Below are 24,259 nucleotides of genomic sequence, written 5' to 3'. Positions count from 1 at the left end.
AGGTATCGCTTCGATTCCGCGGCCGTGAGATGGCGCATCAGGAGCTGGGCATGGAACTGTTGAAGCGGGTTGAAAATGACCTGCTCGAATACGGCGCCGTTGAACAGCATCCAAAGATGGAAGGACGCCAGCTGATAATGGTCATCGCCCCCAAAAAGAAGAAGTAACCACCAGGGCACGGCAGGCCTTGCGGTTATGTTTATCAACTGAATGCGGAGTATCCGAACAAGCCAAAGATGAAAACTAAGAGTGGTGCAGCCAAGCGTTTTCTCAAAACCGCTAACGGCTTTAAGCACAAGCACGCTTTCAAGAGCCACATCCTGACCAAGATGTCCACTAAGCGTAAGCGTCATCTGCGCGGTAGCACCATGGTGCATCCGTCTGACGTAGCAAAAGTGGCGCGCATGCTGCGCGTTCGTTAATCGGTCAAGATAGAGGAAATTACTCATGGCTCGTGTTAAGCGCGGCGTTATCGCTCGCAAGCGTCACAAAAAGATTCTGAAACTCGCTAAAGGCTACTACGGTGCGCGTTCGCGCGTATTCCGCGTTGCCAAGCAGGCTGTGATCAAGGCAGGCCAATACGCCTACCGCGACCGCCGTCAGAGGAAGCGTCAGTTCCGCGCCCTGTGGATCGCTCGTATCAACGCTGGTGCTCGTGTTAACGGTCTGTCCTACAGCCGTTTCATTGCTGGCCTGAAAAAAGCGTCCATCGAGATCGACCGTAAGGTATTGGCTGATCTGGCAGTGAACGAAAAAGCGGCGTTTGCTGCGATTGTCGAGAAAGCGAAAGCCGTACTGGCTTAAGTCCCCGACAATCACCGGGCTCGCCCGGTGTTAAACGTCACCAATAGGGGAAGAGCCTTCAAGCTCTTCCCCTATTTCGTATCTGGAGTCTGTAAATGGAAAATCTGGATGTGCTGGTCTCGCAAGCGCTTGAGGCCGTTAGCCACACCGACGATGTGAATGCCCTGGAGCAGTTGCGGGTTCACTATCTGGGCAAGAAAGGCGAATTGACCCAGGTGATGAAGACCCTGGGCAACCTGTCGGCAGAAGAGCGTCCGCAAGCCGGCGCCTTGATCAATGCCGCCAAGGATCAGGTTCAGGATGCCCTGAACAGCCGCAAGGCAAGCCTCGAAGACGCGGCCTTGAGCGCCAAGCTGGCGGCCGAACGCATCGATGTGACCCTGCCGGGCCGTGGTCAGGCCTCCGGTGGCCTGCATCCGGTGACTCGGACTCTGGAGCGTATCGAGCAGTTTTTCACCCGCATTGGCTACGGCATCGCCGAAGGCCCGGAAGTGGAAAACGATTACCACAACTTCGAAGCGCTCAATATCCCCGGCCACCATCCGGCCCGGGCGATGCACGACACCTTTTATTTCAACGCGAATATGTTGCTGCGCACCCACACCTCGCCGGTGCAGGTGCGCACCATGGAGTCTCAGCAGCCGCCGATCCGCATCGTCTGCCCCGGTCGCGTGTATCGTTGCGACTCCGATATCACCCACTCGCCGATGTTCCACCAGGTCGAAGGCCTGCTGGTCGACGAGAACGTGAGCTTTGCCGACCTCAAGGGCACCATCGAAGAATTCCTTCGGGTGTTTTTCGAGAAGCCGCTGGGCGTGCGTTTCCGCCCCTCCTTTTTCCCCTTCACCGAGCCGTCGGCGGAAGTCGATATGCAGTGCGTGATGTGCAGCGGTAAAGGTTGTCGCGTGTGCAAGCAGACCGGCTGGCTGGAAGTCATGGGCTGCGGCATGGTGCACCCGAACGTGCTGCGCATGTCCGGTATCGACCCCGAGAAGTACCAAGGCTTCGCCTTCGGCATGGGCGTCGAGCGCTTGGCCATGTTGCGTTATGGCGTCAACGACTTACGTCTGTTCTTCGATAACGACCTGCGATTCCTGGCGCAATTTCGCTAGTAGCGCATGACCGTAACCGAATTGTTTTAGGAGAGCAGGATGAAATTCAGTGAACAGTGGCTGCGTAGCTGGGTAAGCCCGCAGGTTTCCCGTGACGAGCTGGTGGCGCGCCTGTCCATGGCGGGCCTGGAAGTGGATAGCGTGACCCCGGCCGCCGGAGTTTTCAGTGGCGTGGTGGTGGGCGAGGTGCTCAGTACCGAGCAGCATCCGGACGCCGACAAGTTGCGCGTGTGTCAGGTCAGCAATGGCGCAGAGAGTTTCCAGGTGGTGTGCGGCGCGCCGAACGTGCGCCCCGGCCTGAAGATTCCGTTCGCCATGCTCGGTGCCGAGCTGCCAGGCGACTTCAAGATCAAGAAAGCCAAGCTGCGTGGCGTCGAGTCCAATGGCATGCTGTGCTCGGCTTCCGAGCTGCAGATCAGCGAAGAAAATGATGGGTTGATGGAGCTGCCGGCGGATGCGCCAGTCGGTCAGGATATTCGCGTCTATCTCGATCTGGATGACGCCAGCATCGAAGTCGACCTGACGCCGAACCGTGGCGATTGCCTGTCCTTGGCGGGTTTGGCTCGCGAGGTCGGCGCGCTCTATGCGGCGCCGGTCACTCGTCCGCTTATCGCCGCGGTGGCGCCTAGCCATGACGAAGTGCGTTCGGTCGAAGTGCTGGCCGCGCAAGCCTGCCCGCGTTACCTCGGGCGTGTAGTGCGCAATGTCGACTTGTCCAGGCCGACCCCGCTGTGGATGGTCGAGCGCCTGCGTCGCGCCGACGTGCGCAGCATCGATGCGGCGGTGGATATTACCAACTACGTGATGCTCGAGCTGGGTCAGCCGATGCATGCCTTCGATCTCGCCGAGATCAATGGCGGCATCCGCGTGCGTATGGCCGAGGAGGGCGAGAAGCTGGTTCTGCTCGACGGTCAGGAGGCCAGCCTGCGTGCGGACACCCTGGTCATCGCCGATCATCAGCGCGCCTTGGCGATTGCCGGGGTCATGGGCGGCGAGCACAGCGGAGTGAGTGACAAGACTCGCGACCTGTTCCTCGAGAGCGCCTTCTTCGACTGCATCGCCATCGCCGGCAAGGCGCGCTCCTATGGCTTGCACACCGATTCGTCGCACCGTTTCGAGCGTGGCGTGGATTGGCAGTTGGCCCGTGAGGCCATGGAGCGTGCGACCGCATTGCTGCTGGAAATCGTCGGCGGCGAAGCCGGTCCGATCATCGAGGCGGTCGATCAGCAGCAACTACCAAGCGTCGCGCCTGTGACCTTGCGCGCCGAGCGTATCGAGCAAATGCTCGGCCTGAAAATGGACGCTGCAGAAATTCTGCGCTTGTTGTCTGGCCTGGGTTTTGGCGTCAGCGCCAGTGGTGAAGGGCAGTGGCAAGTGGAAGTGCCCAGCCATCGTTTCGATATCAGCCTGGAAGTCGATCTGATCGAAGAGTTGGCGCGTTTGTACGGCTATAACCGCTTGCCGGTGCGTTACCCGCAAGCGCGTCTGGCGCCACAGGCCAAGGCTGAAGCCGCTGTCGAGCTGCCTGCGTTGCGTCGGTTGCTGGTTGCCCGCGGCTACCAAGAGGCCATCACCTACAGCTTTATCGATCCCAAGTTGTTCGAGCTGTTCAGCCCTGGAGTCGAACCTCTGCTGCTGGCCAACCCGATTTCTGTCGATATGGCGGCCATGCGTTCGTCATTGTGGCCGGGGTTGGTCAAGGCGCTGGAACATAACCTCAATCGTCAGCAATCGCGTGTGCGCCTGTTCGAGAGCGGCCTGCGCTTCGTCGGTCAGCTCGAAGGCTTGAAGCAGGAGCCGATGCTGGCGGGTGTGATTTGCGGCGCACGTTTGCCTGAGAGCTGGGCGCATGCTCGCGATAACGTCGATTTCTATGACATGAAAGCCGATGTTGAGGCGCTCTTGGCCAGTGCGGGTGCGGCCGACAGCTTCAGCTTCGTCCCGGGTGAGCATGCGGCGTTACATCCAGGTCAGACTGCACGCATCGAGCGTGATGGCCGGTTGGTCGGCTTTATGGGGGCTATGCATCCGGAACTGGGCAAGGCGCTTGGTTTTGATCAGCCGGTTTATATGTTCGAGTTGGTCTTGGCTGAAATCGCTCAAGGTCGCATGCCGGCATTCAAGGAGCTTTCGCGCTTCCCCGAGGTGCGTCGTGACTTGGCATTGTTGGCTGATCGTGATGTACCTGCAGCAGCATTACTCGCTGCTATACGTGAGTCGGCGGGCGAGTGGTTGACCGACCTCAAGCTATTTGACGTATATCACGGTAAAGGTATTGATCCGCATAGAAAAAGCCTTGCCGTTGGCTTGACCTGGCAGCATCCATCGCGCACTCTTAATGACGATGAGGTGAGTACCACAACGCAAAATACTCTCACCTCCCTGGAACAAAGGTTCAACGCCACGTTAAGGAAGTAGCGTATGGGGGCTCTGACGAAAGCTGAAATGGCCGAACGTCTGTATGAAGAGCTGGGCCTGAATAAACGGGAAGCCAAGGAGTTGGTGGAGCTGTTCTTTGAGGAGATCCGCCAAGCGCTGGAGCTCAACGAACAGGTCAAGCTCTCGGGGTTCGGTAACTTTGATCTGCGCGATAAGCGTCAGCGCCCCGGTCGTAATCCAAAAACGGGAGAGGAAATTCCCATCACGGCCCGCCGTGTAGTGACTTTCCGTCCAGGCCAAAAACTAAAAGCCAGGGTTGAGGCGTATGCTGGAACCAAGTCATAACGACGAATTACCTGCCATACCTGGCAAGCGCTACTTCACCATCGGTGAGGTGAGTGAACTCTGTGCAGTCAAACCGCATGTATTGCGGTATTGGGAGCAGGAGTTCCCTCAGCTCAACCCGGTCAAGCGGCGTGGCAACAGGCGTTATTACCAGCGCCAGGATGTGCTGATGATTCGGCAAATCCGCGCCTTGCTGTACGACCAAGGCTTTACCATCGGCGGGGCGCGGCAGCGCCTTTCCGGCGATGAAGCTAAGGACGACACCACCCAGTACAAGCAATTGATCAGGCAGATGATTGCTGAGCTGGAAGATGTTTTGCTGGTGCTTCGTAAGTAATCGCGTAACTTAAAAAAGTTTCCATATATCAGAAGCTTAATGTATAGTTCGCGACGTTTTCGGTGATCCGAAAACAGATTCACGCCTAGTCGGGGCGTAGCGCAGTCCGGTAGCGCACTAGCATGGGGTGCTAGGGGTCGAGTGTTCGAATCACTCCGTCCCGACCATATTTTTCAATGACTTAGGCCAATGTTCGCGCATTGGCCTTTTTCATGCGCGTGACTTTTGCGTGACTGCTAGTGAAATCACGCCTGCATCCTCTTCAGAATCGTCAGCACCGGCCCGCGCGAGTCGGTAGCAGATACCTTGTTGGCAGATTCAATCAGCTGACCCAGTTCCGCGCCTGAGTAGTGACTAGTGATGCTGCCGTTCTTGTGGCCCAATAGCGCCTTGCGATCCTCTTCGGTGACGCCTGCTGCCCGCAGCCTTCTGCCGAATGTATGTTTGAGGTCGTGAATCCTGATCGACAAATAACCCGGGTGCGCTGGGCGAAGGTATTTCTCTTGCCAGAGTTTCGCCGCCCGAACCCGGGCCTTCTTCCAGGCTGAATCGTTCATCCGGTGCATGGCGGATGGTGTGGAATCCGCAGGCTAGACGCACAAAACTGCCAATTCCACTCCTTCGAGGAGCTCAATGCCTGGCTAGGGCAGCGCTGCCGCGCGCTCTGGGAGGAGCTGCCGCATCCGCAGTACAGCGGGCTCAGACATAACGCTTATTGAGCACAAGAAAAAGCCACCTTCCGGTGGCTTTTGTCTTTGCTCTTGAGCTTAGTCGCCGCGGTACTCACAGCCACTGGTGCAGGTTTCATGAATACGGATGCGTGACAGTTCAGGTAGAAGGGGTTTGAGTTCTTGCCAGATCCACTTGGCGAGGACTTCGCTGGTTGGGTTTTCCAGTCCTGGGATGTCGTTGAGGTAGTTGTGATCCAGCTGTTCATAGAGCGGCTTGAAGATCGATTTGATCTCGGAGAAGTCACGAATCCAGCCGGTATAGGGATCAACCTCGCCCTCGATATAGACGGCGACCCGAAACGAATGGCCATGCAAACGTCCGCACTTATGGCCTTCCGGGACGTGAGGCAGGCGGTGGGCGGCCTCGAACATAAACTCTTTGAACAGTTCCAAGGGGATTTCTCTCTGGTGGTACGCGGCTGTCAGCACGCTTAGCTAAGTATTGAATCTTACCAGCTCAGGCACTGCTTACCGAGTACCACTCACTCCCTCGTGATCTAAAACTACGGTTGGTTTCGCTCAAGCCGATAGACGCTCACGGCTTCGTAGACGGCTTTCCTAAGGCGGTTGATACCGCCAATGGGCCGGTGCTCAGGCAGTGCGTGCCATGGGTTATAGGACAGGTTGTCGCAGAGCAGATTCTGTTCACGGCTATCGAAGTCTTGCGCTGGCAGTTGGATGCTGGCCACTGTCTCGAATGGAGAGATGGACTCGTCCCATTCGACGCTGGTGTCCTCTATAGGCATGTAGTGCTCGGGCTTCTGCCGTTGCACCTGCAGGGCAAAGCAAGCTGGCGCGCGATCCAGAGAGAGCTGTTGATAGAGCGCATTACGCAGGAAGTTGGGTAGATCCTGATTCTGCTTGGGCAGTGAGTAGCTTGGGCAGGCCGTGGGATTGGGTATGACCCGGTACTTGATATTGAGCGGGCCGAGCTTATAGGGGGCAATGGAGTTGTAGGTAGTCGCTACCGGGGTTTCGGGCGCCGGCGAGAGGGTTTTCAAGGCGATAATCAGGTGCCTGATTTCCCAGTTCATCGGATTCCAGCCGGGAAAGAACGCCAGTATTTTTTGGCCTTCGGCCTGAGCGGCAAAGTTGCTCTTGTATTCGGCCACGTCGCGCACGAAGAAGGCCGGGTGGTTGAACATCACAAAGTCTTGTTCAGATGCATGCTGGGGGCTTTTGCTGAGTTTCTCGCCGGGCACATCGAGCAGCTTGAGGGCCATGCCGCGGGCATCGCGGGCGCGGTCGAATTGCGGATAGGCGTTGCCATTGGACAGACGCATCCAGGCTTGCCAGGTCTTGCCGGGTTCGCTGAACACCCCATGCTGCAAACTGCTGTCGAGATCGGGGTTTACAGTGACAGTAGCTTTCATGCAGCCGTGGGCTTTGGCGTGAGCATCACGCAGCACGCGGGTGTTGTCGCGATGCTGTTCGACGACACGGATCGCGTCTTCGATGATGCTTTGGGTCAGCGCGGCCTCACCCGCGGGGATTTGCTCTTCGCTGGAGACCGGCCCGGAAAACTTCCAGCTGTAATAGGCCGCGCCCAGCCCCCAACCACCCAGGCCGATGGCCAGCATAAACAGAAGCAGTTTGCCGAGCAGGCCGCCGAGCCAGAGCCAAAATCGTTTAAGCATTATCTAAATCCCTGTGAATTGTTGTTATGGCTGCTGAGTAGGCAGCGCGTCCTTACTAGTTCTGGCAGGCGGGACCTGGGGTCCAGGCTTTGGCTTTTATGGGCTGCAGTTGCTGTTCAAGCAGCGGGTTACCCAGCACCTTGAGGTATTCGATCAACGCCCAGCGTTCTTCCGGTTGCAAGGAGCGCCCAATGACGCCGTCCTGTCGGCAACCAGCACGGAATTCATGGCCACGATTGCTGTTGCCGGTAACGTTGGTATCGAAGCGGAAGCCACCGGTGAATTTCTCGCTGTTGAAGCCAACGTGCTTGGGATTGAACTCGAAGTTGCCCACCCAGAATTGGCTTTGTCGCTCGGACACCGGCGAGAGCAGCTGGAACAGGCTGGGTACCGAGCCGTTATGCAGGAAGGGTGGGGTGGCCCAGATACCGTCCAGGGGGCGAGCCTTGTAGCCGCGTTTTTCCTGCACGCCGATAGGCAGGCCGAAACCGTCCATGCGCCAGCGCTCACGGTCGGAAATGCCGGCTTCCTGGTAGGCGTGGTTTTCAACATAGGCAGTCACATAGGCCAGGGCCTTGGCACTGGAGATATTGCTGAAGTCGATATCATTGACGTTCGCGCCAAAAAGGCGGACGTCGAGCTTGCTGAGTTCGGCTTTAGTCCAGCCGAGCTTGCTGATATCGAAGCGGTGATCGGCAATGTTGTCGGCAGCGGTGGAGTCGGTGCCGACAATCTTGGTCGGGACTATACGCATGCGCCACTCGGGGTCACGGGTGGGTGCCAGGCGTTCGTCGGGTTTCTTCGGATCGGGGGCATGACAGTAGGCGCAGTTCTCGCTGAACAGGGCGCGGCCCTGACTGGCGAGCGGCAGATTGACCTTACCGAGCACCGCTTCAGGCCAGGTTGGCGGCTTGAGTTGGCGCAGGGTTTCTTCCAGGGTGTGCAGATCGCGCAGACGCACACTGGAGGCATAGCGGTCGGCTTCGGCTACAGGGTGGCCATCGGTCTCCAGCAGGCGCAACGTCGCGCCGACACCCAGGGCTTCGCCGACATTACGCGCCATGGGTTGCATGGCCGAGCCATTCCACTGCACCCAGTCGAACTTCCAGATGTCCCAGACTTGCGGGTAGCTTACCGGGGCATTGGCGATCCGGTAATTGCTGGGGTCAATGGCGTCACCGAATACGCTGTTGGCGATACGGCCAAAGGCATCGGTGCGGCCGAAGCCTTCCTCGGTCGGGTAGAGGCCCCGGTGCCAATCGTTAAAGGCGGTGCCGAGCAGGCGGTCCAGCACCACTTTGAAATCGCGGCGCAGTTGTTCATGTTTCGCGGCATATTCCTCACCCAGCACCTGTTTGGCGAAGCGACGGAACTTCAACGGGTTGTAGTAGGTGAAGGCCATGCTCATGCCGAGGGCTTGGCCGAAGCTGCCGCCGCGGATGGTGGGCACGGTCGAGGCCAGCGAATGCAGCGCCGCGCCACCATCGATACGCACCGCCTGACCTTTATAGCGCAGCTCGCCGGTGTGACAGGCCGCGCAGCTGATATCCAGATAGTGTTCGCCGCTTTGATCATCGGTATGACGGGCAAAGCCGACGGGCAGGTTGGCGGGGTTCTGGGCCGTGGCTTGCTGCTGCGGGTCGACCAGGAAGCCAAAGCGTGCGAGGTAGTCGGGGGTGGCGAACTTGCTGCTGCTGAACGGCAGTTCCAAGGCGCCGAACCACTCGTAGCGTAGGCCTTTAACCTGAGTGCCCTGGGGCGTGTAGTAGTAGGTCTGGCGCTGCGCCATGCTCCACTGCTCGAGATAATGCAGTTTCTCGGGCTTCTGATAGACCGGCAGATTCGGATAGGCGATGAAATACAGGCCTAGCGCGAGGGCGATAACCAGCAACAGGAGCAAGCCATAGAGGGCCCGGCGGAGGATGCGCATCGGTACTTCCTTGTCATGTTGTTATTCCTTGGGTTTATGCCAAGCAAATCAGTCCATGGCAAGGGGGCGCTGCAGGTTAATTCTTGATGGGTGACTCGCGAGTCAATAGCTCGGCGCAAGGTGCGGGCAGCTTGCCGATAAGTTTGGCCTTGGCATCATGTTTATTGGCGTTTTGGGGGCTGCACTGCGTGGCCTGGTGCGAGCTCAGGCTGGGGCCTGCTTGTGCAAAGCAGTGGCACTGATTCTGTACCTGCGTTTATTGCTGGTCTGGGCCTGGGGCCGTTGAGTTCAACCAGTCACCGACAGAGCGCAATACTTGTTGGTGGCGCTGCGACCAGTCGCCCTGAATGCATTGCAGCGGTTGCTTGTGCTGGCGTAACCAGCGCTCACAATCCTGGTAAAACTTGATGCGTTGTTGCAGCTGCGGCTGGCAGCGTTGTCCATCATCGACCCAAGGCACGGCAACCGGGTCGAGCAGCAGGTGCAGGTGGTAGTCTCGCTCGAGCAAGGTCTGCTCGATCCAGGCCGGGCAGTCGCCAAAGAGCTCATGGCTCCAGAGCAGATTGCTCAGCAGGTGGGTGTCGAGGATCAGCAGCTCGGGTCGGCTGGCGCGGGCCGCGTCTTCCCAGGCCAGTTGTCCGCGGGCGATTGCTGTGATGTCGGCGTAGCAGGTGTCGCGCTGTTCTTGCTCGATAAAGTGACGGACATATTCGCCCACCAGCACGCCACCAAAAGTCGATTGGATTGCCTCGCCCAGCCAGCTCTTGCCGCTGGACTCCGGGCCGGTCAAGACCAGGACTTTCATGCCCGAACCAGGGCGCGATCACGGCGCCAGGTCAGCCAGCCATTGGCGGCCAGCAGGGTGAAGAGCGCGTACAGGCCGGCAGTCAGATGCAAGCCGTATTCGAGGAACAGGACGACGAACAACAGATCCAGGACTATCCACAGAGGCCAGCACTCAACTCTTTTCTGCGCCATCCACACCTGCGCCACCAGGCTGAACGCGCTGAGTGCGGCATCCTGCCAGGGGGCGGTGGCATCGGTGTAGCTGGCCATCAGATAGCCCAGCGCCAGTGCGCCTAACGCCCCCAGGGCTAGACTGAAAAGCAGGCCCTGACTGCTAAGCCTGCTGACCTGGACCCCTTGCTGGCTTTCGCCGCCGCGCGTCCACTGCCGCCAGCCATACAGTTGCAGTGCGGCATAGACGCCTTGTAGGAGCATGTTCGAATACAGCTTGCCGGCGAAGAAGATCCAGGCATACATCAGCACCATCACCAGACCTATGGGCCAGCACCAGCGATTCTGTTTCACGGTCAGCCAGACCGCCCAAACACCGATGGCGGAGGCAAGGATTTCCAGGTTTGACATGAGGCTCCGGCAGGTGAGGGGGTAGTGATCTGGTAGTGATCTGGGCGTGGTGGGTGGCGATTGTAGCCATTGCCGCCCGGTTAGTCTTGGCTGATGCGGTTATGTGGTGGGCGGGAGGTGCACGCGGATGGCTAGTGCTTTAGCGATATACTCCGGGCCACTTTCGGGAGGGATGGCGTGTTCAGGTCAGTCTTGAGTTTTATCCTGGTGGCTTACCTGGCGGCGCTGGGCGCTACGACGCAGGCGGCCACTGAGGCTAAGGCTGGCACGGCAGGGCCGGCTGCCTCTGTGGTGTTTCTCAATCCCGGTTTTTCCATGGAACCCTTCTGGGTTGGCTACAGCGAGTTTATGCAGGCTGCGGCCGATGACCTGGGAATGCAGCTGCGCATTGTCTATGGCGAGCGTGATCCTCAGCGCATCCTGCAGAATGCCCGTAATGTGCTGGCCAGCCGCGAGCAGCCGGATTATCTGGTGTTCGTCAACGAGATGTATGGGGGCCCCGAGGTGTTGCGCTTGTTTGCAGGCAGCAAGATCAAGACCTTCTCCCTGCACAGCACCCTGACGCCCGAACAGCAGAGCATCATCGGCGGTCCGCGCGAGCATTACCGCAACTGGATCGGCAGCCTTGTACCCAACGACGAAGAGGCCGGCTACTGGATGGCCAAGGGTCTGATCGCCAAGCTGGAAGGGCGGCCGGGCAGCATGCTGGCGTTTGCTGGGGTGCGCCATACGCCGTCTTCCACCTTGCGCGAGGATGGCTTGCTACGGGCCTTGGCAGAACACCCGGAAATCAAACTGGAGCAACTGCTGTATGGCGAATGGAAGCGCCAGCGCGCTTACGAACAGGCGCAGTTGCTGTTACCGCGCTACCAGGATGTGCGCCTGATCTGGGCGGCCAATGATGAAATGGCATTCGGTGCGATGCGCGCAGCGCAAGAGTTGGGCCAGCAGCCAGGCAAGGATCTCTATCTGTCGGCGTTGAACAATTCCGATGAGGTATTGCAGGCGCGTATCGACGGCAGCATCAGTGTGTTGGTTGGCGGGCACTTCACGCTGGGTGGCTGGGCCATGGTGATGCTGCATGACTACCATGCCGGGGTGGATTTCGCCGAGCGGGGCGGCAAGGACAGGGTCGACCAGTTGTTCAGTCTGCTCGATGCTGGGCAAGCCGCACGTTTGCAGCAGCGCATTAGGCGCAAGGGTTACGGGCTCGATTTTCGCCAGTTCAGCGCGGTGTATCGGCCGCAGATCAAGGACTACCACTTCTCCAGCAAGCCTTTGCTGGAGTGACTCAGAGCCCGGCGAAGTGCAGCACCAACTTGACCACGGCAAAGATCAGCAGCACAAAGGCGGCGGTAAACAGCACGCCCAGAATGATGAAATGACTGGGCTTGCCGCGGCTGAAGTCACGGCTGCGGTTCTTCCCGCTCTGCACGCCCAGCGCCGCTGAGAGCACGCTCTGCAGCATTTCCCAGAGTGTCAGGGGCTTGTTTTCGTCGTCTTTCATAGGCACCTCCTATTCGCAGATTAACCGCTATGGCGGGATCTGTATCTCATCTCGACTGCAAGAAGGCAATCGCGCCAGGTGATGGCCTGGGCGGAATAAAGCCCGGCGCAGTGCTCAATGGGCGAGACCTGGACGGTTATGGTTAGTAAGCGGCTTAGTAGAAAAAGATTCTAGAAATATATTTCGTTATTCGTATACTGGCCCGGCGCGCATCCCTTAACCGCCTTTATGTCTACAGGAATACCCCATGAGCCAGACCCTGCAATTGTACAAAAGCCTTGGTGCCAAGCAGTTCAGCGCCATGATCCGCGAGGTAGCGCCTTACTTCGCCAGCATAGATCCCTTGTTCACCGAGCTGCGCCCGGGTTATGCCGAAGTCACCTTCCCCAAGCGCCGTGAGGTGCTAAACCATATAGGGACAGTGCACGCCATTGCGCTGTGCAACGCGGCGGAATTAGCCGCCGGCACCATGACCGATGCTTCGATTCCCAAAGGTTTCCGTTGGATACCCAAGGGCATGTGGGTGGAGTACCTGGCCAAGGCCGATGGTGATATCCGCGCCGTCGCCGATGGCAGCGCCGTGGACTGGAGCAGTCAGGGCGAGCTGAAAGTGCCGGTGATGGCCTATGTCGGCGACAAGCCGGTGTTTCGCGCGGAAATCAGCATGTATGTCAGTCAGGCCTGACAGGTCTGAATTCTGAGTAGAGGGAGAGTGATAGTGATGCCATTACTCAACTACGCAAAGGGCCATAAGCCGGCCGCCGATAAACCTTGCGCCAGTGCCTGGCTGCTGGCCCTGGCGCTGACTGGCAGCCTGGGGCTGGACAGCGCGTCGGCGCAGACCCAAACGGAGCAGGCTGCGGTCGAGCGCGGGCGTTATCTGGTCCAGGCCAGTGGCTGCAATGACTGCCACACGCCGGGCTATCCGGAGGCCGCCGGCCAGGTTGATGAACGACTCTGGCTGACGGGAAGCCCCTTGGGTTGGCGTGGTCCCTGGGGCACGACCTATGCGTCGAACCTGCGGCAAGTCGTGCAGGCGCTAGACGAGCAGCAGTGGCTGAGTCATGCCCGTACTCCCAGGCGTCCGCCTATGCCCTGGTTCAACTTGCGCACGATGAGCGATGCCGACCTGACGGCTATCTATCACTATCTCCGTCACCTTGGCGCAGCGGGGGCAGCGATGCCGGCCTATGTGCCCGCAGGCCAGGAGCCGTCAGGCCCTTACGTGCAGTTTCCCTCCGCGCCTTAGACAGCTGCGCGAGCCATCTGCAGCCGAAGACCTTCCACGTCTGCAGACGGCTCGCTTTAGGTTCAGTGCGTCAGGGTTGCGACAATGCGCGCGGCGGCTTGCGGCTATTGAGCAGATTGGTCGCCCGAGCCCGTAACTGACCGCAGCCGCCGTCGATATCCTGGCCGGCGGAGTTGCGCACCTTGGTCAGTACGCCGCGGCTGTGCAGGTAGCGCACGATCTGCACGATACGGTCGCCATCGGGGCGCTGAAACTCATCGGCTTCCAGGCTGTTGTAGGGGATCAGGTTCATGATCGCGTACTTGCCCTTGAGCAGGCGCAGGATGCCGTCCATTTCTTCCTGGCTGTCATTGATGCCCTTGAGCAGCGTCCACTGGTACTGGATCGGGTAATCGATCTGTCGCGCATAGGTTTCACCCAGCTCGACCAACTCTTCGGGGTCGATACGCGGCGCCCGCGGCAACAGTTGCTGGCGTAACTCGGCGTCGGTGCTGTGCAGCGACAGGGCCAGCGCCGGCTTGATGCGTTGCTGCGGCAGGCGCTCGAATACCCGCGGATCGCCGACCGTGGAGAACACCAGATTGCGCTGGCCGATGCCGCCGTCGGTGCCGAGCAGGTCGATGGCCTCCAGCACGTTGTCGAGGTTATGCGCCGGCTCGCCCATGCCCATGAAGACCACTTTCTTCACCGGGCGAAAGCGCCGGGCCAGCGCCACCTGGGCGACTATTTCGGCGCTGCTGAGCTGGCGCAGCAGGCCGCTCTTGCCGGTCATGCAGAACACGCAACCCACCGCGCAACCGACCTGGCTGGAGACGCACAGGCCATCGCGTGGCAACAGTACGCTTTCCACCATCTGCTGGTCGGCCAGTTCCACCAGCAAGCGCGCCGAGCCATCTGCCGCCGGGTGTTCGGAGCTCAGGCGAGCCAGGCCGTCGAGTTGCGCACTCAGCTGCGGCAGGGCATTGCGCACGGCGAGCGGCAGGAAGTTCTCGGTCTTCTGGTTGCGCGTGCCGGTATCCAGGGGCAAGCCGCGCAGCCAGGCACGGCTGATCCGCCCGATATGCATGGGTTTGGCACCGAGATCGGTGAGGCGTTGGCGGAAATCTTGGATATGCATGGGGCGCGCATCCTATCACCGGGGCGGCTGCGGCGGTATCCGTCCCTGGCTGGGTTGATTGCTCTGCGACGAATAACTGAATGATGACGAGTGCTTTGCTCAAGTAGCCCGGGCACTCATACTAGCGACTTGATTTGGCTGACCCAGCTGTGCGGAGCGGTAGATGAAATATATACACCAGCGCGAACACCTCAATGAAGACGACATCGTCGTGATCGAGTGCTCGCAGACCTGCAATATCCGCTTGATGAGCGATGCGAACTTTCGCAGCTTCAAGAATGGCGGCAGGCACACCTACCACGGCGGCGCCTTCGACACCTTCCCGGCCAAGATCACCGTACCCAGCAGCGGCTTCTGGAATATCACCATCGACACCGTGAGTCGCAAGGCTATCAGCGTGACGCGCAAGCCGACGCTCAAGCATTCGATCAAGATCATCCGCAAGTCGACCTCGCGGTTGAGTTGAGTTCGCTGGCGGTTATTCGACGCCGGCGTGCTGTCGGCTGTCGCTGCCCAGGCGGTACTGGTTTTCGCCGCTGCGCTTGGCCTCGTACATCGCCAGGTCGGCGCTGTGAATCAGCCGGTCCATGCTCGGCGCGTGGTCCGGGAATACCGCGATACCTAGGCTGGCGCCGATGCGTTGTGGGCTGTTAGCGACGCTGAGCGGTGCCGATAGCGCCGTGAGGATCTTCTCGCCGATGTCCCGGGTCTCTTCCTCGAGGCTGCAGTTCAAGGCCAGCCCTTCGAGGATCACCACGAATTCGTCGCCGCCAATCCGCGCCACGCTGTCAGACTCGCGTAGCGCCTCCTTCAGTCGCCGGGCCGTGGCGACCAGCACCTGGTCACCGGCGATATGGCCGTGGACATCGTTGATCGCCTTGAAACCGTTGAGGTCGATAAACACCAGGGCCACTCGCGTAGCGTTGCGCCGCGCGCGCTCCAGGGCATTGCACAGGCGGTCCTCGAATACCAGTCGGTTGGGCAGGCCGGTCAGTGCATCGTGGTGGGCCAGTTGGTGCATCTGCTTGGCCCAGGCCTTCTCCTCGGTGATGTCGCGCACCACGCCCATCATCTTCACGGCCACGCCGTGTTCGTTCTTCACCACATTGCCGGTCTCGCGTAGCCAATGCAGGCTGCCGTCCGGCCAGAGCACGCGGTATTCCTCGTCATGGTTCTCGCCGGTGTCGATGCAGCGCAGCTCGCCGGCGCGCACGTGCTCGCGATCATCCGGGTGCACGCTGGCGCAGAACAGCTCGTAGCTCGGCGTCACGGCCCCCACCGGGTGGCCGAACATGGCATAGATCGCCTCCGACCAGTACAGGCAGTTGGTGTCGATATCCCAGTCCCAGGTGCCGATACGGGCGAAGTACTGGCTGCGTTTGAAGCGTTCGGCATCTTCCTGTGAACGGCCAGGCTCATTGAGCGCGCGGATCAGCACGAGGCTATGCCCAGTACCGGCGTCGAGGCGGGAGATTTCGAGCGAGAGCTTGCTGCCAGCGCTGCCGGGCATTTGCAGGCGTTGCGGCGAGGTCAGGGACTCGTCTTCAGCTTGCTGCGGCAGGCAGTCCTGCAGGCGCGAACCGTGCAGCTCGCTGCTGGCCTTACCCAGCAGGCGAGTTGCTGCCTGGTTGTGCTGGCTAATATGTCCGGCGTGATCGATCAGCAGTACGCCATCGGTAAGCTTATCGAGTAACTGCTCGTGGAGGTTCAGTCGTTGCCGGGCCAGGCGCTCACGGCGGATCAACCGGGTCAGCAGGGCCAGGAGCAGCAGGGTGGTGGCGAGGGCAAGAATGATCACGGGCATGCGGTTCGGTATTTCCGGGCTGCTGAGTCCACTGGGGAGCAGGGTGTTGCTGGCATTATGCCTGCTCCATCCAAACACCTGGCCAGGTGTTTGCACCGAATGGGCAAGATTTTTCAGGCCATGGCGCTCCAGGTCACACGCAATTACTGCATCCAAGACCACCAGTGCTCAGCGTTTGTTTACCGACAAGGCGATCAGCCGCGATACCACCAGCGCCAGGTACATGACTCCGGCGAACTCCTCGATCATCACCAGCGAACGGGCCATGGGCGTCAGCGGCCCTATATCGCCCAGGCCCACGCCGGAGAGGGTGGTGAAGCTGAGGAACAGCAGTTCCATCCAGGTCCGCGCCGCCTGCGGCTCGAGCATCGCGACAAAGCTGCCGGGCAACAGCAACTGGCAGAAACTGTAGAGATGAGCGAAGGCCCAGGCCAGCAGGGTGAAGGTCGCACCGACCGCATACAGTTCGTCGGTGGTAGCGTGCTGGTCCGCGCTCATATAGGCGATCAGGCTGGCCGCCGCGTAGAAGTAGAAGTAGAAGGCGGCTTCCAGTATGGCGATCAGCCAGTCCAGCAGTGGGCTGGGCAGCAGCATGTCGATCAGCGAAAGCGAAAGCGTCAGCACCAGCAGGGCCAGCAGCCCGGCAATCCAGGTTTGTGCGGGGCTGCGCTTAACCACATGCAGGGCCAGGCCCAGCACCACCAGGCCAAAGGCACCGAACAGCGCGCGGCCGAGCGGGGTGGCTTCCATCCAGGGGTAGAGCACTGGACAAACAGTAGGCCGGCGGATGGGTGGCGGGCGATATAGGTGATGGGGGACATACTGTCCTTATTGTTCAGAGATGCTCTCGTTGTAATAAAAAGCCCGCATTCGCGGGCTTCCTAGGTTGGGGCCTTAGTTGTCGTAACCCAGATTCGGCGCCAACCAACGCTCGCTGACGTTTAGGTCCTGCTTCTTGCGTGCGGTGTAGCTTTGCACCTGATCCTTGTCGATCTTGCCGACGGCGAAGTACTGCGCCTGTGGGTGGGCGAAGTACCAGCCGCTGACGGAGGCGGCAGGGAACATGGCGTAGTGTTCGGTAAGGAAGACGCCGCTACGGCCGGCCTTGTCGAATTCGGCGATGGGGTCGAGCAGGTCGAATAGCGTGCCTTTCTCGGTGTGGTCCGGGCAGGCCGGGTAGCCGGGAGCGGGGCGGATGCCCTTGTAGGCTTCCTTGATCAGCTCGTCGTTGCTCAGTGCTTCTTCCGGGTCGTAACCCCAGTAGTTTGTGCGCACTTCGCGGTGCAGCCATTCGGCGCAGGCTTCGGCCAGACGGTCGGCCAGGGCTTTGACCATGATCGAGTTGTAGTCGTCGCCGGCGTCCTGATAGGCCTTGGCCACTTCTTCGGCGCCGATGCCGGAGGTGGTGATAAAGCCGCCGACGTAATCGGTGATGCCGCTGTCCTTGGGCGCGACGAAGTCGGCCAGGGAGAAGTTGGGCTTGCCGTCCGGCTTGATGGTCTGCTGGCGCAGGTGGTGCAGCTTGGCCAGGGGCTGGCCGTCGGCGCCGTAGACTTCCAGGTCGTCGTCCTGCACCTGGTTGGCCGGCCAGAAACCCAGCACCGCGCGGGCGCTGATCAGCTTCTCGTCGATCAGTTTCTTCAGCATTTCCTGGGCGTCGGCATACAGTGCGGTGGCCGCTTCGCCGACCACTTCGTCGGTGAGGATGCGCGGGAACTTGCCGGCCAGGTCCCAGGAGATAAAGAAGGGCGTCCAGTCGATATAGCCGGCCAGTACGGCCAGGTCGATATCGTTCAGCACCTTCACGCCGGTAAAGCTCGGTACGGTCGGCTGGTAGCTGGCCCAGTCGAACTTGGGTTTGTTGGCGACCGAGGCGGCGTAGCTTAGGCGTTCGGTGCGGGCGCTGCGGTTGGCGGTGCGCTCGCGCACTTCGATATAGTCCAGGCGGGTGCGCTCGACAAAGCCGGCCTTGAGTTCCTTGGACAGCAACTGGGTGGCCACACCGACCGCGCGGGAGGCGTCGGTGACATAGACCACCGCATCGTTCTGGTACTTGGGCTCGATCTTCACCGCGGTGTGGGCTTTCGAGGTGGTGGCGCCGCCGATCATCAGCGGCAGGCTAAAGCCCTGGCGCTGCATTTCGCGGGCGACATGCACCATTTCGTCGAGCGATGGGGTAATCAGGCCGGACAGGCCGATGATGTCGCACTTCTCGGCGATGGCGGTCTGCAGGATCTTCTCTGCCGGCACCATCACGCCCAGGTCGACTATGTCGTAGCCGTTACAGCCGAGGACCACGCCGACGATATTCTTGCCGATGTCGTGCACGTCGCCTTTGACCGTGGCCATCAGGATCTTGCCCTTGGCTTCCGGCTTGTCGCCTTTTTCCAGCTCGATAAAGGGGATCAGGTGACCAACCGCCTGCTTCATCACCCGGGCGGATTTCACTACCTGGGGCAGGAACATCTTGCCGGCGCCGAACAGATCGCCGACCACGTTCATCCCGGCCATCAGCGGGCCTTCGATGACTTCGATGGGGCGCGCGCACTGCTGACGGCATTCCTCGGTGTCTTCGATGATATGGCTGGTGATGCCCTTGACCAGCGCATGCTTGAGGCGGTCGACCACGCTCCAGGTGCGCCATTCCTCGGTTTCGACTTCCTTGACGCTGCCGTCGCCCTTGTAGTTATCAGCAATCGCCAGCAGCGCTTCGGTGGCGCCTTCGTGGCGGTTGAGCACCACGTCTTCCACGGCGTCGCGCAGTTCCTTGGGAATCTCGTCGTAGATTTCCAGCTGACCGGCGTTGACTATGCCCATGGCCAGGCCGTTCTGGATTGCGTAGTAGAGGAACACCGAGTGAATGGCTTCACGCACCGGGTTGTTGCCACGGAAGGAGAACGACACGTTGGACACGCCGCCGCTCGACAGGGCGTGAGGCAGGTGATCGCGGATATAGGCGCAGGCCTCGATAAAATCGACCGCGTAGTTATTGTGCTCTTCGATGCCGGTGGCCACGGCGAAGATATTCGGGTCGAAGATGATATCTTCCGGCGGGAAGCCCACTTCATCGACCAGGATGTCGTAGCTGCGCTGGCAGATCTCGCGCTTGCGCGCAGCGGTGTCGGCCTGGCCGGCTTCGTCGAAGGCCATCACCACCACGGCCGCGCCGTAGCGCTTGCACAGCTTGGCGTGGTGCTTGAACTGCTCGACGCCTTCCTTCATGGAGATCGAGTTGACTATGCCCTTGCCCTGGATGCATTTCAGGCCGGCCTCGATCACCTCCCACTTGGAGGAGTCGATCATGATAGGCACGCGGGAGATGTCCGGCTCGCCGGCGATCAGATTGAGGAAGGTGACCATGGCCTTCTGCGAATCCAGCATGCCCTCGTCCATGTTGATGTCGATCACCTGGGCGCCGGCTTCCACCTGCTGCAGGGCGACTTCCAGGGCCTCGGTGTAGTTGTCCTCGCGGATCAGCCGGGCGAACTTGGCCGAACCGGTGATATTGGTGCGCTCGCCGACGTTGATAAACAGCGAGTTGCGGTCGATGGTGAAGGGCTCAAGACCCGACAGGCGGCAGGCCTTGGGGATATCCGGGATGGCGCGCGGCGGGTATTTGCTCACCGCTTCGGCGATCGCCTGGATATGTGCAGGCGTAGTGCCGCAGCAGCCGCCGACTATGTTCAAGAAGCCCGACGCGGCGAATTCTTCCACCACCACAGCCATTTCCGCCGGGGTTTCGTCGTATTCACCGAAGGCGTTCGGCAGACCGGCGTGGGGGTGGGCGGAGACATGGGTCTCGGCCTTGGCCGCCAGCTCTTCCAGGTAGGGGCGCAGGTCCTTGGCGCCGAGTGCGCAGTTCAGCCCCACGGAGATTGGGTTGGCGTGGCGCACCGAGTTCCAGAATGCTTCGGTGGTCTGCCCGGACAAGGTGCGGCCGGAAGCGTCGGTGATGGTGCCGGAGATCATGATCGGCAATTCGACGTCATCGTCCTCGAACACCTGCTGCACGGCGAAGATAGCCGCCTTGGCGTTGAGGGTGTCGAAGATGGTCTCGATCAGGATCAGGTCCGCGCCGCCTTCGATCAGGCCGCGGGTGGCTTCCACGTAGTTTTCCACCAGCTCGTCGAAGCTGACGTTGCGGTAGCCGGGGTTGTTCACATCCGGGGAAATCGAACAGGTGCGACTTGTAGGACCGAGCACGCCGGCAACGAAGCGCGGACGCTCCGGGGTTTCCCGGGTCTTGGCGTCGGCCACGCTACGGGCCAGGCGCGCGCCTTCGACGTTCAGCTCATACACCAGGGATTCCATGCCGTAGTCGGCCTGGGACACCTGGGTGGCGTTAAAGGTGTTGGTCTCGAGGATGTCCGCGCCGGCATCCAGGTAGGCCTTCTCGATGGCGCCTATCACGTCCGGGCGGCTGAGGATCAGCAGGTCGTTGTTGCCCTTTACATCCTGCGGCCAATCGGCGAAGCGCGCGCCGCGGTAGTCGGCTTCTTCCAGCTTGTAGCTCTGGATCATGGTGCCCATGCCGCCGTCGAGGATCAGGATGCGTTCCTTCAGGGCGTGCTGGAGAGCTTGGAGGCGGGCGCTACGATCGGACAGAGACATGGCGAGAGTTACCTGGAGCGCGTGAAAAATGAGCGCTGATGATAACAAAGCTGCACGCTTTTGCAGTGGCCTGCTGTTTTGCATGAATTGCGCTCATGTTGGCCTGCTTCGCTCTGTGCCCTGGGCGGCAGCTAGACTCAGTATTGCTGTCCTCTTGGGGAAGTCCGATGTCCTGCCGCTTATTGCTCAGCACTTGCTTGTTGTTCATCGGCCCGGTGCTGGCGGCAGAGCCGATCTCTTACAGTCGCGATATTCAGCCGATCTTCACCCAGTATTGCGTGGCCTGCCATGCCTGTTTGGACGCGCCCTGCCAGCTCAATCTTGGCAGTGCCGAGGGCGTCGAGCGCGGCGCGCACAAGCTGCCGGTATACCAAGGCAAGCGCCTCAAGGCGCAGGACAGCACCCGTTTGTTTCTCGATGCCCAGAGCACGGCGGCCTGGCGGCGCAAGGACTTCTTTTCGGTACTGGAACCGCAGGGCAGCCAGGCCGCGCTGCTGGCGCGCATGCTCGAACTGGGCCACATCACGGCGCTCAAGGCCAATGCCAAGCTGCCGGCCGAGCTGGATATCAGCATCAAACGCGACAATCAGTGCCCGTTGCCGGATGAATTCGCCGCCTTTGCCCGCGAAAACCCGCAAGCCGGCATGCCTTTCGCGGTGACCGGACTCGCCGAGGCGGACTACCAGACGCTGCAGCGCTGGCTGGCGCAGGGCGCTCCCGTCGATCAGCCGGCGGTGCCAGCCAGTGCGGCCGAGGCCGCGCAGATTCAGGCCTGGGAACAGCTGCTGAACGCCCCGGGGGCCCGCGAAAGCCTGGTGGCGCGCTGGCTGTATGAACACCTGTTTCTCGCTCACTTGTACTTCGAAGGCGGCGAGCCCGGGCATTTCTTCCAGCTGCTGCGTTCGCGTACGCCCAGTGGCCAGGCGATCGACCCGATCGCCACGCGGCGGCCCAATGAGGAACCGGGAAGCAGCTTCTATTACCGCCTGGCCCCGGTGCAGGGCGTGATAGTGCACAAGACCCATATCACCTACCCGCTGAGCGCGAACAAGCTGGCGCGGGTCAGAGAACTCTTCTTCTCCGGCGACTGGCAGGTAGATGCAGTACCAGGCTATGGCTCGCCGCGCCGGGCCAATCCCTTCGAGACCTTCGCGGCTATCCCGGCGCAGGCGCGTTATCAATTTATGCTGGATAACGCCGAGTACTTCGTGCGCAGCTTTATTCGCGGCCCGGTGTGTCGCGGGCCGATCGCCACGGACGTGATCCGCGATAACTTCTGGGTGGTGTTCCAGGACCCGCAACATGACCTCTACTTGAGCGATGCCAACTACCGCGCCGAGGCCACGCCGCTGTTGGCCATGCCCGGTCAGCTCGATGAGATAGGCGACCTGCTCGGCATCTGGCTCAGCTATCGCGACAAACGCAATCAGTACGAAGTGCTGCGCATGCACAGCTACGCCGAGGCGCCCGCCCCGAGCTGGGCGCATATCTGGGCGGGCAACGATAACGCCCTGCTGTCGATCTTCCGCCAGCACGACAGCGCCTCGGTGCAAAAAGGCCTGATCGGCGAGATACCGCAGACCCTGTGGTGGATGGACTACCCGCTACTGGAGCGCACCTACTACCAGTTGGTGGTGAACTTCGATGTGTTCGGCAACGTCTCGCACCAGGCGCAGACGCGGCTGTACTTCGATCTGATCCGCAACGGTGCCGAGGTGAATTTCCTCCGCCTGCTGCCGGCCGACACGCGCAAGGGCTACCTGAGCGATTGGTACCAGGACAGCGGCAAGCTGAAGCTGTGGCTGGACTATCAGGAAATCGACAGCCAGAGCCCCAGCGCCTTGCAGCTACCGGGGGTGGATGCCAAGCGCAGCTTCGCCGAGGCCCTGCTGGTGCGCTTTGGCAGCCTCAATGCCCGGCCCGATCCGATCAACCGCTGCGGCTCCGGGCACTGCTATCGCCCGGCTATTAGCGCCGAGTTGCAGCGCGCCGAGCAGGCGCTCAGCCGCCTGACCGGCAAGCCGGCCGGGGCGCTCGAGGCGGTTGCGCAGTTGCCCGAAGCGACCCTGCTGCGCATCGAGTTGGCCGATGGCCGGCGCGAGGTCTACAGCCTGCTGCGCAACCGTGCCCACAGCAACGTGGCCTTTATGCTGGGCGAGCATCTGCGCTATCTGTCGGCCCTGGATACCCTGACTGTCTACCCGGGCGTGCTCAGCAGTTACCCGAACTTTATCTTCAGCCTGACGGCGGATGCGGTGCCTGAGTTTGTCGCCGCGCTGGAGCGGAGCCGTGATGGTGCGGCATTCGATAAAGTGGTCGAACGTTGGGGTATTCGCCGCAGCCACCCCCAGTTCTGGCGCTACTTGCATGACCTATCGGCCTATATCCAGGAAACCGAGCCAGTCGAGGCGGGAGTGCTGGATATAAATCGCTACCAGAACCTTTAAGGCATACTGCTCGGCTGCGTTTATTGGTGAAAAACAGCTGGCCGCGAATAAATTGATACCCCCCAGCTCTATCCCTACCAAATTACTAGGACTTTGCCGGGCATAGCCGACTGGCGTACACTGCGCCCATGTTTGCGAGGAGTTGCCATGAGCACCATTACCATTACCGACGCTGCCCACGACTATCTGGCTGACCTGCTGAGCAAGCAGAGCACCCCGGGCATCGGCATTCGCGTGTTTATCACTCAGCCGGGTACCCAGTACGCCGAAACCTGCATTGCCTATTGCAAGCCGGGTGAGCAGAAGACCGAAGACACAGCCCTGGGTCTGGCCAGTTTCACCGCCTGGATCGACGCCGTCAGCGAGCCGTTCCTGGAAGATGCCGTGGTCGACTACGCCACCGACCGCATGGGCGGCCAATTGACCATCAAGGCGCCGAACGCCAAGGTGCCTATGGTCAACGAAGACAGCCCGATCAACGAGCGCATCAGCTACTACCTGCAAACCGAGATCAACCCCGGGTTGGCCAGCCACGGGGGCGAAGTCAGCCTGATCGATGTGGTCGAAGATGGCATCGCGGTCTTGAAGTTCGGCGGCGGTTGCCAGGGCTGCGGCCAGGTCGACCTGACCCTCAAGGAAGGCATAGAGAAGACCCTGCTCGAGCGCATTCCCGAGCTCAAAGGGGTGCGTGACGTGACGGATCACACCAACAAGGAAAACGCCTACTACTGAGGCGCCGAGTTGCGAGTTAAATAAAAAGGCGACCCCAGGGGTTAATGCCAGTCAGTTAAGCCCTCTTACTTGACCTTTGGCCGCAAGAAATCAAAATCCGATGCCAGTATTGGCATCGGATTTTTTATGCGTCTCGCTCGGGCACTGGA

At 60.5% G+C, this 24,259-nt stretch carries 22 protein-coding genes, 1 tRNA gene and 2 pseudogenes; 14 read left to right on the top strand and 11 right to left on the bottom strand.

Features of this window, described 5'->3' with window-relative positions:
• From infC to Q8Q83_RS08740, 8 genes are all read left to right on the top strand, one after another.
• Nucleotides 1-167 (top strand): translation initiation factor IF-3 (infC, locus tag Q8Q83_RS08775; protein ID WP_305622923.1); only part of this gene is annotated, 167 nt, incomplete at its 5' end.
• A 69-nt stretch (nt 168-236) separates the two neighbouring features.
• On the top strand, nt 237-422 hold the full coding sequence (gene rpmI / locus Q8Q83_RS08770) for a 50S ribosomal protein L35 (protein WP_305622921.1): 186 nt from the start codon (nt 237-239) through the stop codon (nt 420-422).
• Between the two features lie 25 nt (nt 423-447).
• Complete coding sequence (gene rplT / locus Q8Q83_RS08765; RefSeq protein WP_090505586.1) at nt 448-804, top strand: 50S ribosomal protein L20; 357 nt, start codon at nt 448-450, stop codon at nt 802-804.
• Between the two features lie 95 nt (nt 805-899).
• Nucleotides 900-1,916, top strand: coding sequence for a phenylalanine--tRNA ligase subunit alpha (gene pheS, locus Q8Q83_RS08760; RefSeq protein ID WP_305622918.1), 1,017 nt, complete (start codon nt 900-902; stop codon nt 1,914-1,916).
• Nucleotides 1,917-1,955: 39 nt separating this feature from the next.
• On the top strand, nt 1,956-4,334 hold the full coding sequence (gene pheT / locus Q8Q83_RS08755; RefSeq protein WP_305622916.1) for a phenylalanine--tRNA ligase subunit beta: 2,379 nt from the start codon (nt 1,956-1,958) through the stop codon (nt 4,332-4,334).
• 3 nt (nt 4,335-4,337) lie between these two features.
• Nucleotides 4,338-4,640, top strand: coding sequence for an integration host factor subunit alpha (gene ihfA / locus Q8Q83_RS08750; RefSeq protein ID WP_003243414.1), 303 nt, complete (start codon nt 4,338-4,340; stop codon nt 4,638-4,640).
• Complete coding sequence (locus tag Q8Q83_RS08745; RefSeq protein ID WP_305622915.1) at nt 4,621-4,977, top strand: MerR family transcriptional regulator; 357 nt, start codon at nt 4,621-4,623, stop codon at nt 4,975-4,977. Before ihfA ends, Q8Q83_RS08745 begins: the two co-directional genes overlap by 20 nt.
• Before the next feature lie 90 nt (nt 4,978-5,067).
• Nucleotides 5,068-5,144, top strand: a tRNA-Pro gene (locus Q8Q83_RS08740).
• A gap of 78 nt (nt 5,145-5,222) precedes the next feature.
• Here the strand turns inward: Q8Q83_RS08740 and Q8Q83_RS08735 are convergent.
• The 6 genes and pseudogenes from Q8Q83_RS08735 to pnuC form a co-directional block, all read right to left on the bottom strand.
• Nucleotides 5,223-5,549 (bottom strand): annotated as a pseudogene (locus Q8Q83_RS08735) (site-specific integrase); the annotation flags it as partial.
• Between the two features lie 195 nt (nt 5,550-5,744).
• On the bottom strand, nt 5,745-6,101 hold the full coding sequence (queD, locus tag Q8Q83_RS08730; RefSeq protein ID WP_305622913.1) for a 6-carboxytetrahydropterin synthase QueD: 357 nt from the start codon (nt 6,099-6,101) through the stop codon (nt 5,745-5,747).
• 110 nt (nt 6,102-6,211) lie between these two features.
• On the bottom strand, nt 6,212-7,345 hold the full coding sequence (locus Q8Q83_RS08725; RefSeq protein ID WP_305622911.1) for a catalase family protein: 1,134 nt from the start codon (nt 7,343-7,345) through the stop codon (nt 6,212-6,214).
• A 55-nt stretch (nt 7,346-7,400) separates the two neighbouring features.
• On the bottom strand, nt 7,401-9,275 hold the full coding sequence (locus tag Q8Q83_RS08720; RefSeq protein WP_305622910.1) for a di-heme-cytochrome C peroxidase: 1,875 nt from the start codon (nt 9,273-9,275) through the stop codon (nt 7,401-7,403).
• Nucleotides 9,276-9,531: 256 nt separating this feature from the next.
• Nucleotides 9,532-10,080, bottom strand: a complete 549-nt coding sequence (locus Q8Q83_RS08715) for an AAA family ATPase (RefSeq protein ID WP_305622909.1) — start codon at nt 10,078-10,080, stop codon at nt 9,532-9,534.
• Nucleotides 10,077-10,643 carry a nicotinamide riboside transporter PnuC gene (gene pnuC, locus Q8Q83_RS08710; protein WP_305622907.1) on the bottom strand — a complete coding sequence of 189 codons (567 nt, stop codon included), beginning with the start codon at nt 10,641-10,643 and terminating at the stop codon, nt 10,077-10,079. The genes Q8Q83_RS08715 and pnuC overlap by 4 nt, the downstream gene beginning before the upstream one ends.
• Before the next feature lie 225 nt (nt 10,644-10,868).
• On the opposite strand from pnuC, the gene Q8Q83_RS08705 reads away from it, so the two are divergent.
• Nucleotides 10,869-11,933: an ABC transporter substrate-binding protein gene (locus Q8Q83_RS08705; RefSeq protein ID WP_371132383.1), complete on the top strand. Its 1,065-nt coding sequence runs from the start codon at nt 10,869-10,871 to the stop codon at nt 11,931-11,933.
• A gap of 1 nt (nt 11,934) precedes the next feature.
• Here the strand turns inward: Q8Q83_RS08705 and Q8Q83_RS08700 are convergent, their stop codons facing one another.
• Complete coding sequence (locus Q8Q83_RS08700) at nt 11,935-12,150, bottom strand: DUF2970 domain-containing protein (protein WP_305622904.1); 216 nt, start codon at nt 12,148-12,150, stop codon at nt 11,935-11,937.
• A 247-nt stretch (nt 12,151-12,397) separates the two neighbouring features.
• Here Q8Q83_RS08700 and Q8Q83_RS08695 point away from each other — a divergent pair, with 247 nt between their 5' ends.
• Nucleotides 12,398-12,835 carry a hotdog fold domain-containing protein gene (locus tag Q8Q83_RS08695; RefSeq protein ID WP_305622902.1) on the top strand — a complete coding sequence of 146 codons (438 nt, stop codon included), beginning with the start codon at nt 12,398-12,400 and terminating at the stop codon, nt 12,833-12,835.
• 36 nt (nt 12,836-12,871) lie between these two features.
• The gene (locus tag Q8Q83_RS08690) at nt 12,872-13,399 is read left to right on the top strand and encodes a c-type cytochrome (RefSeq protein ID WP_305622900.1); all 528 of its coding nucleotides are present in this window, start codon (nt 12,872-12,874) and stop codon (nt 13,397-13,399) included.
• Nucleotides 13,400-13,469: 70 nt separating this feature from the next.
• Here the strand turns inward: Q8Q83_RS08690 and Q8Q83_RS08685 are convergent, their stop codons facing one another.
• On the bottom strand, nt 13,470-14,516 hold the full coding sequence (locus Q8Q83_RS08685; protein WP_305622898.1) for an RNA methyltransferase: 1,047 nt from the start codon (nt 14,514-14,516) through the stop codon (nt 13,470-13,472).
• A gap of 163 nt (nt 14,517-14,679) precedes the next feature.
• Between Q8Q83_RS08685 and Q8Q83_RS08680 the strand changes: the two genes are divergently transcribed.
• Nucleotides 14,680-14,982, top strand: coding sequence for a DUF1883 domain-containing protein (locus Q8Q83_RS08680; protein WP_305622896.1), 303 nt, complete (start codon nt 14,680-14,682; stop codon nt 14,980-14,982).
• A gap of 12 nt (nt 14,983-14,994) precedes the next feature.
• Here Q8Q83_RS08680 and Q8Q83_RS08675 read toward each other — a convergent pair whose 3' ends face one another.
• From Q8Q83_RS08675 to metH, 3 genes and pseudogenes are all read right to left on the bottom strand, one after another.
• Nucleotides 14,995-16,320, bottom strand: coding sequence for a sensor domain-containing diguanylate cyclase (locus Q8Q83_RS08675; protein ID WP_305622894.1), 1,326 nt, complete (start codon nt 16,318-16,320; stop codon nt 14,995-14,997).
• 168 nt (nt 16,321-16,488) lie between these two features.
• A pseudogene (locus tag Q8Q83_RS08670) lies at nt 16,489-17,141 on the bottom strand (potassium channel family protein).
• A gap of 73 nt (nt 17,142-17,214) precedes the next feature.
• A complete protein-coding gene (gene metH, locus Q8Q83_RS08665; RefSeq protein ID WP_305622893.1) occupies nt 17,215-20,931 on the bottom strand; it encodes a methionine synthase in 3,717 nt (1,238 codons plus the stop codon).
• 167 nt (nt 20,932-21,098) lie between these two features.
• Between metH and Q8Q83_RS08660 the strand changes: the two genes are divergently transcribed.
• Both Q8Q83_RS08660 and nfuA read left to right on the top strand, forming a co-directional pair.
• Nucleotides 21,099-23,378 (top strand): fatty acid cis/trans isomerase, encoded by a 2,280-nt coding sequence (locus Q8Q83_RS08660; RefSeq protein ID WP_305622891.1) that lies wholly within the window; start codon nt 21,099-21,101, stop codon nt 23,376-23,378.
• A 147-nt stretch (nt 23,379-23,525) separates the two neighbouring features.
• Nucleotides 23,526-24,110, top strand: a complete 585-nt coding sequence (nfuA, locus tag Q8Q83_RS08655) for a Fe-S biogenesis protein NfuA (RefSeq protein WP_305622889.1) — start codon at nt 23,526-23,528, stop codon at nt 24,108-24,110.
• The last annotated feature ends 149 nt before the right edge of the window (nt 24,111-24,259 follow it).

The organism is Pseudomonas sp., assembly GCF_030696055.1.
Lineage (GTDB): Bacteria > Pseudomonadota > Gammaproteobacteria > Pseudomonadales > Pseudomonadaceae > Aquipseudomonas.
The sequence above is the reverse complement of the archived record's forward strand: the minus strand, read 5'-3'. Positions and strand labels throughout refer to the sequence as shown.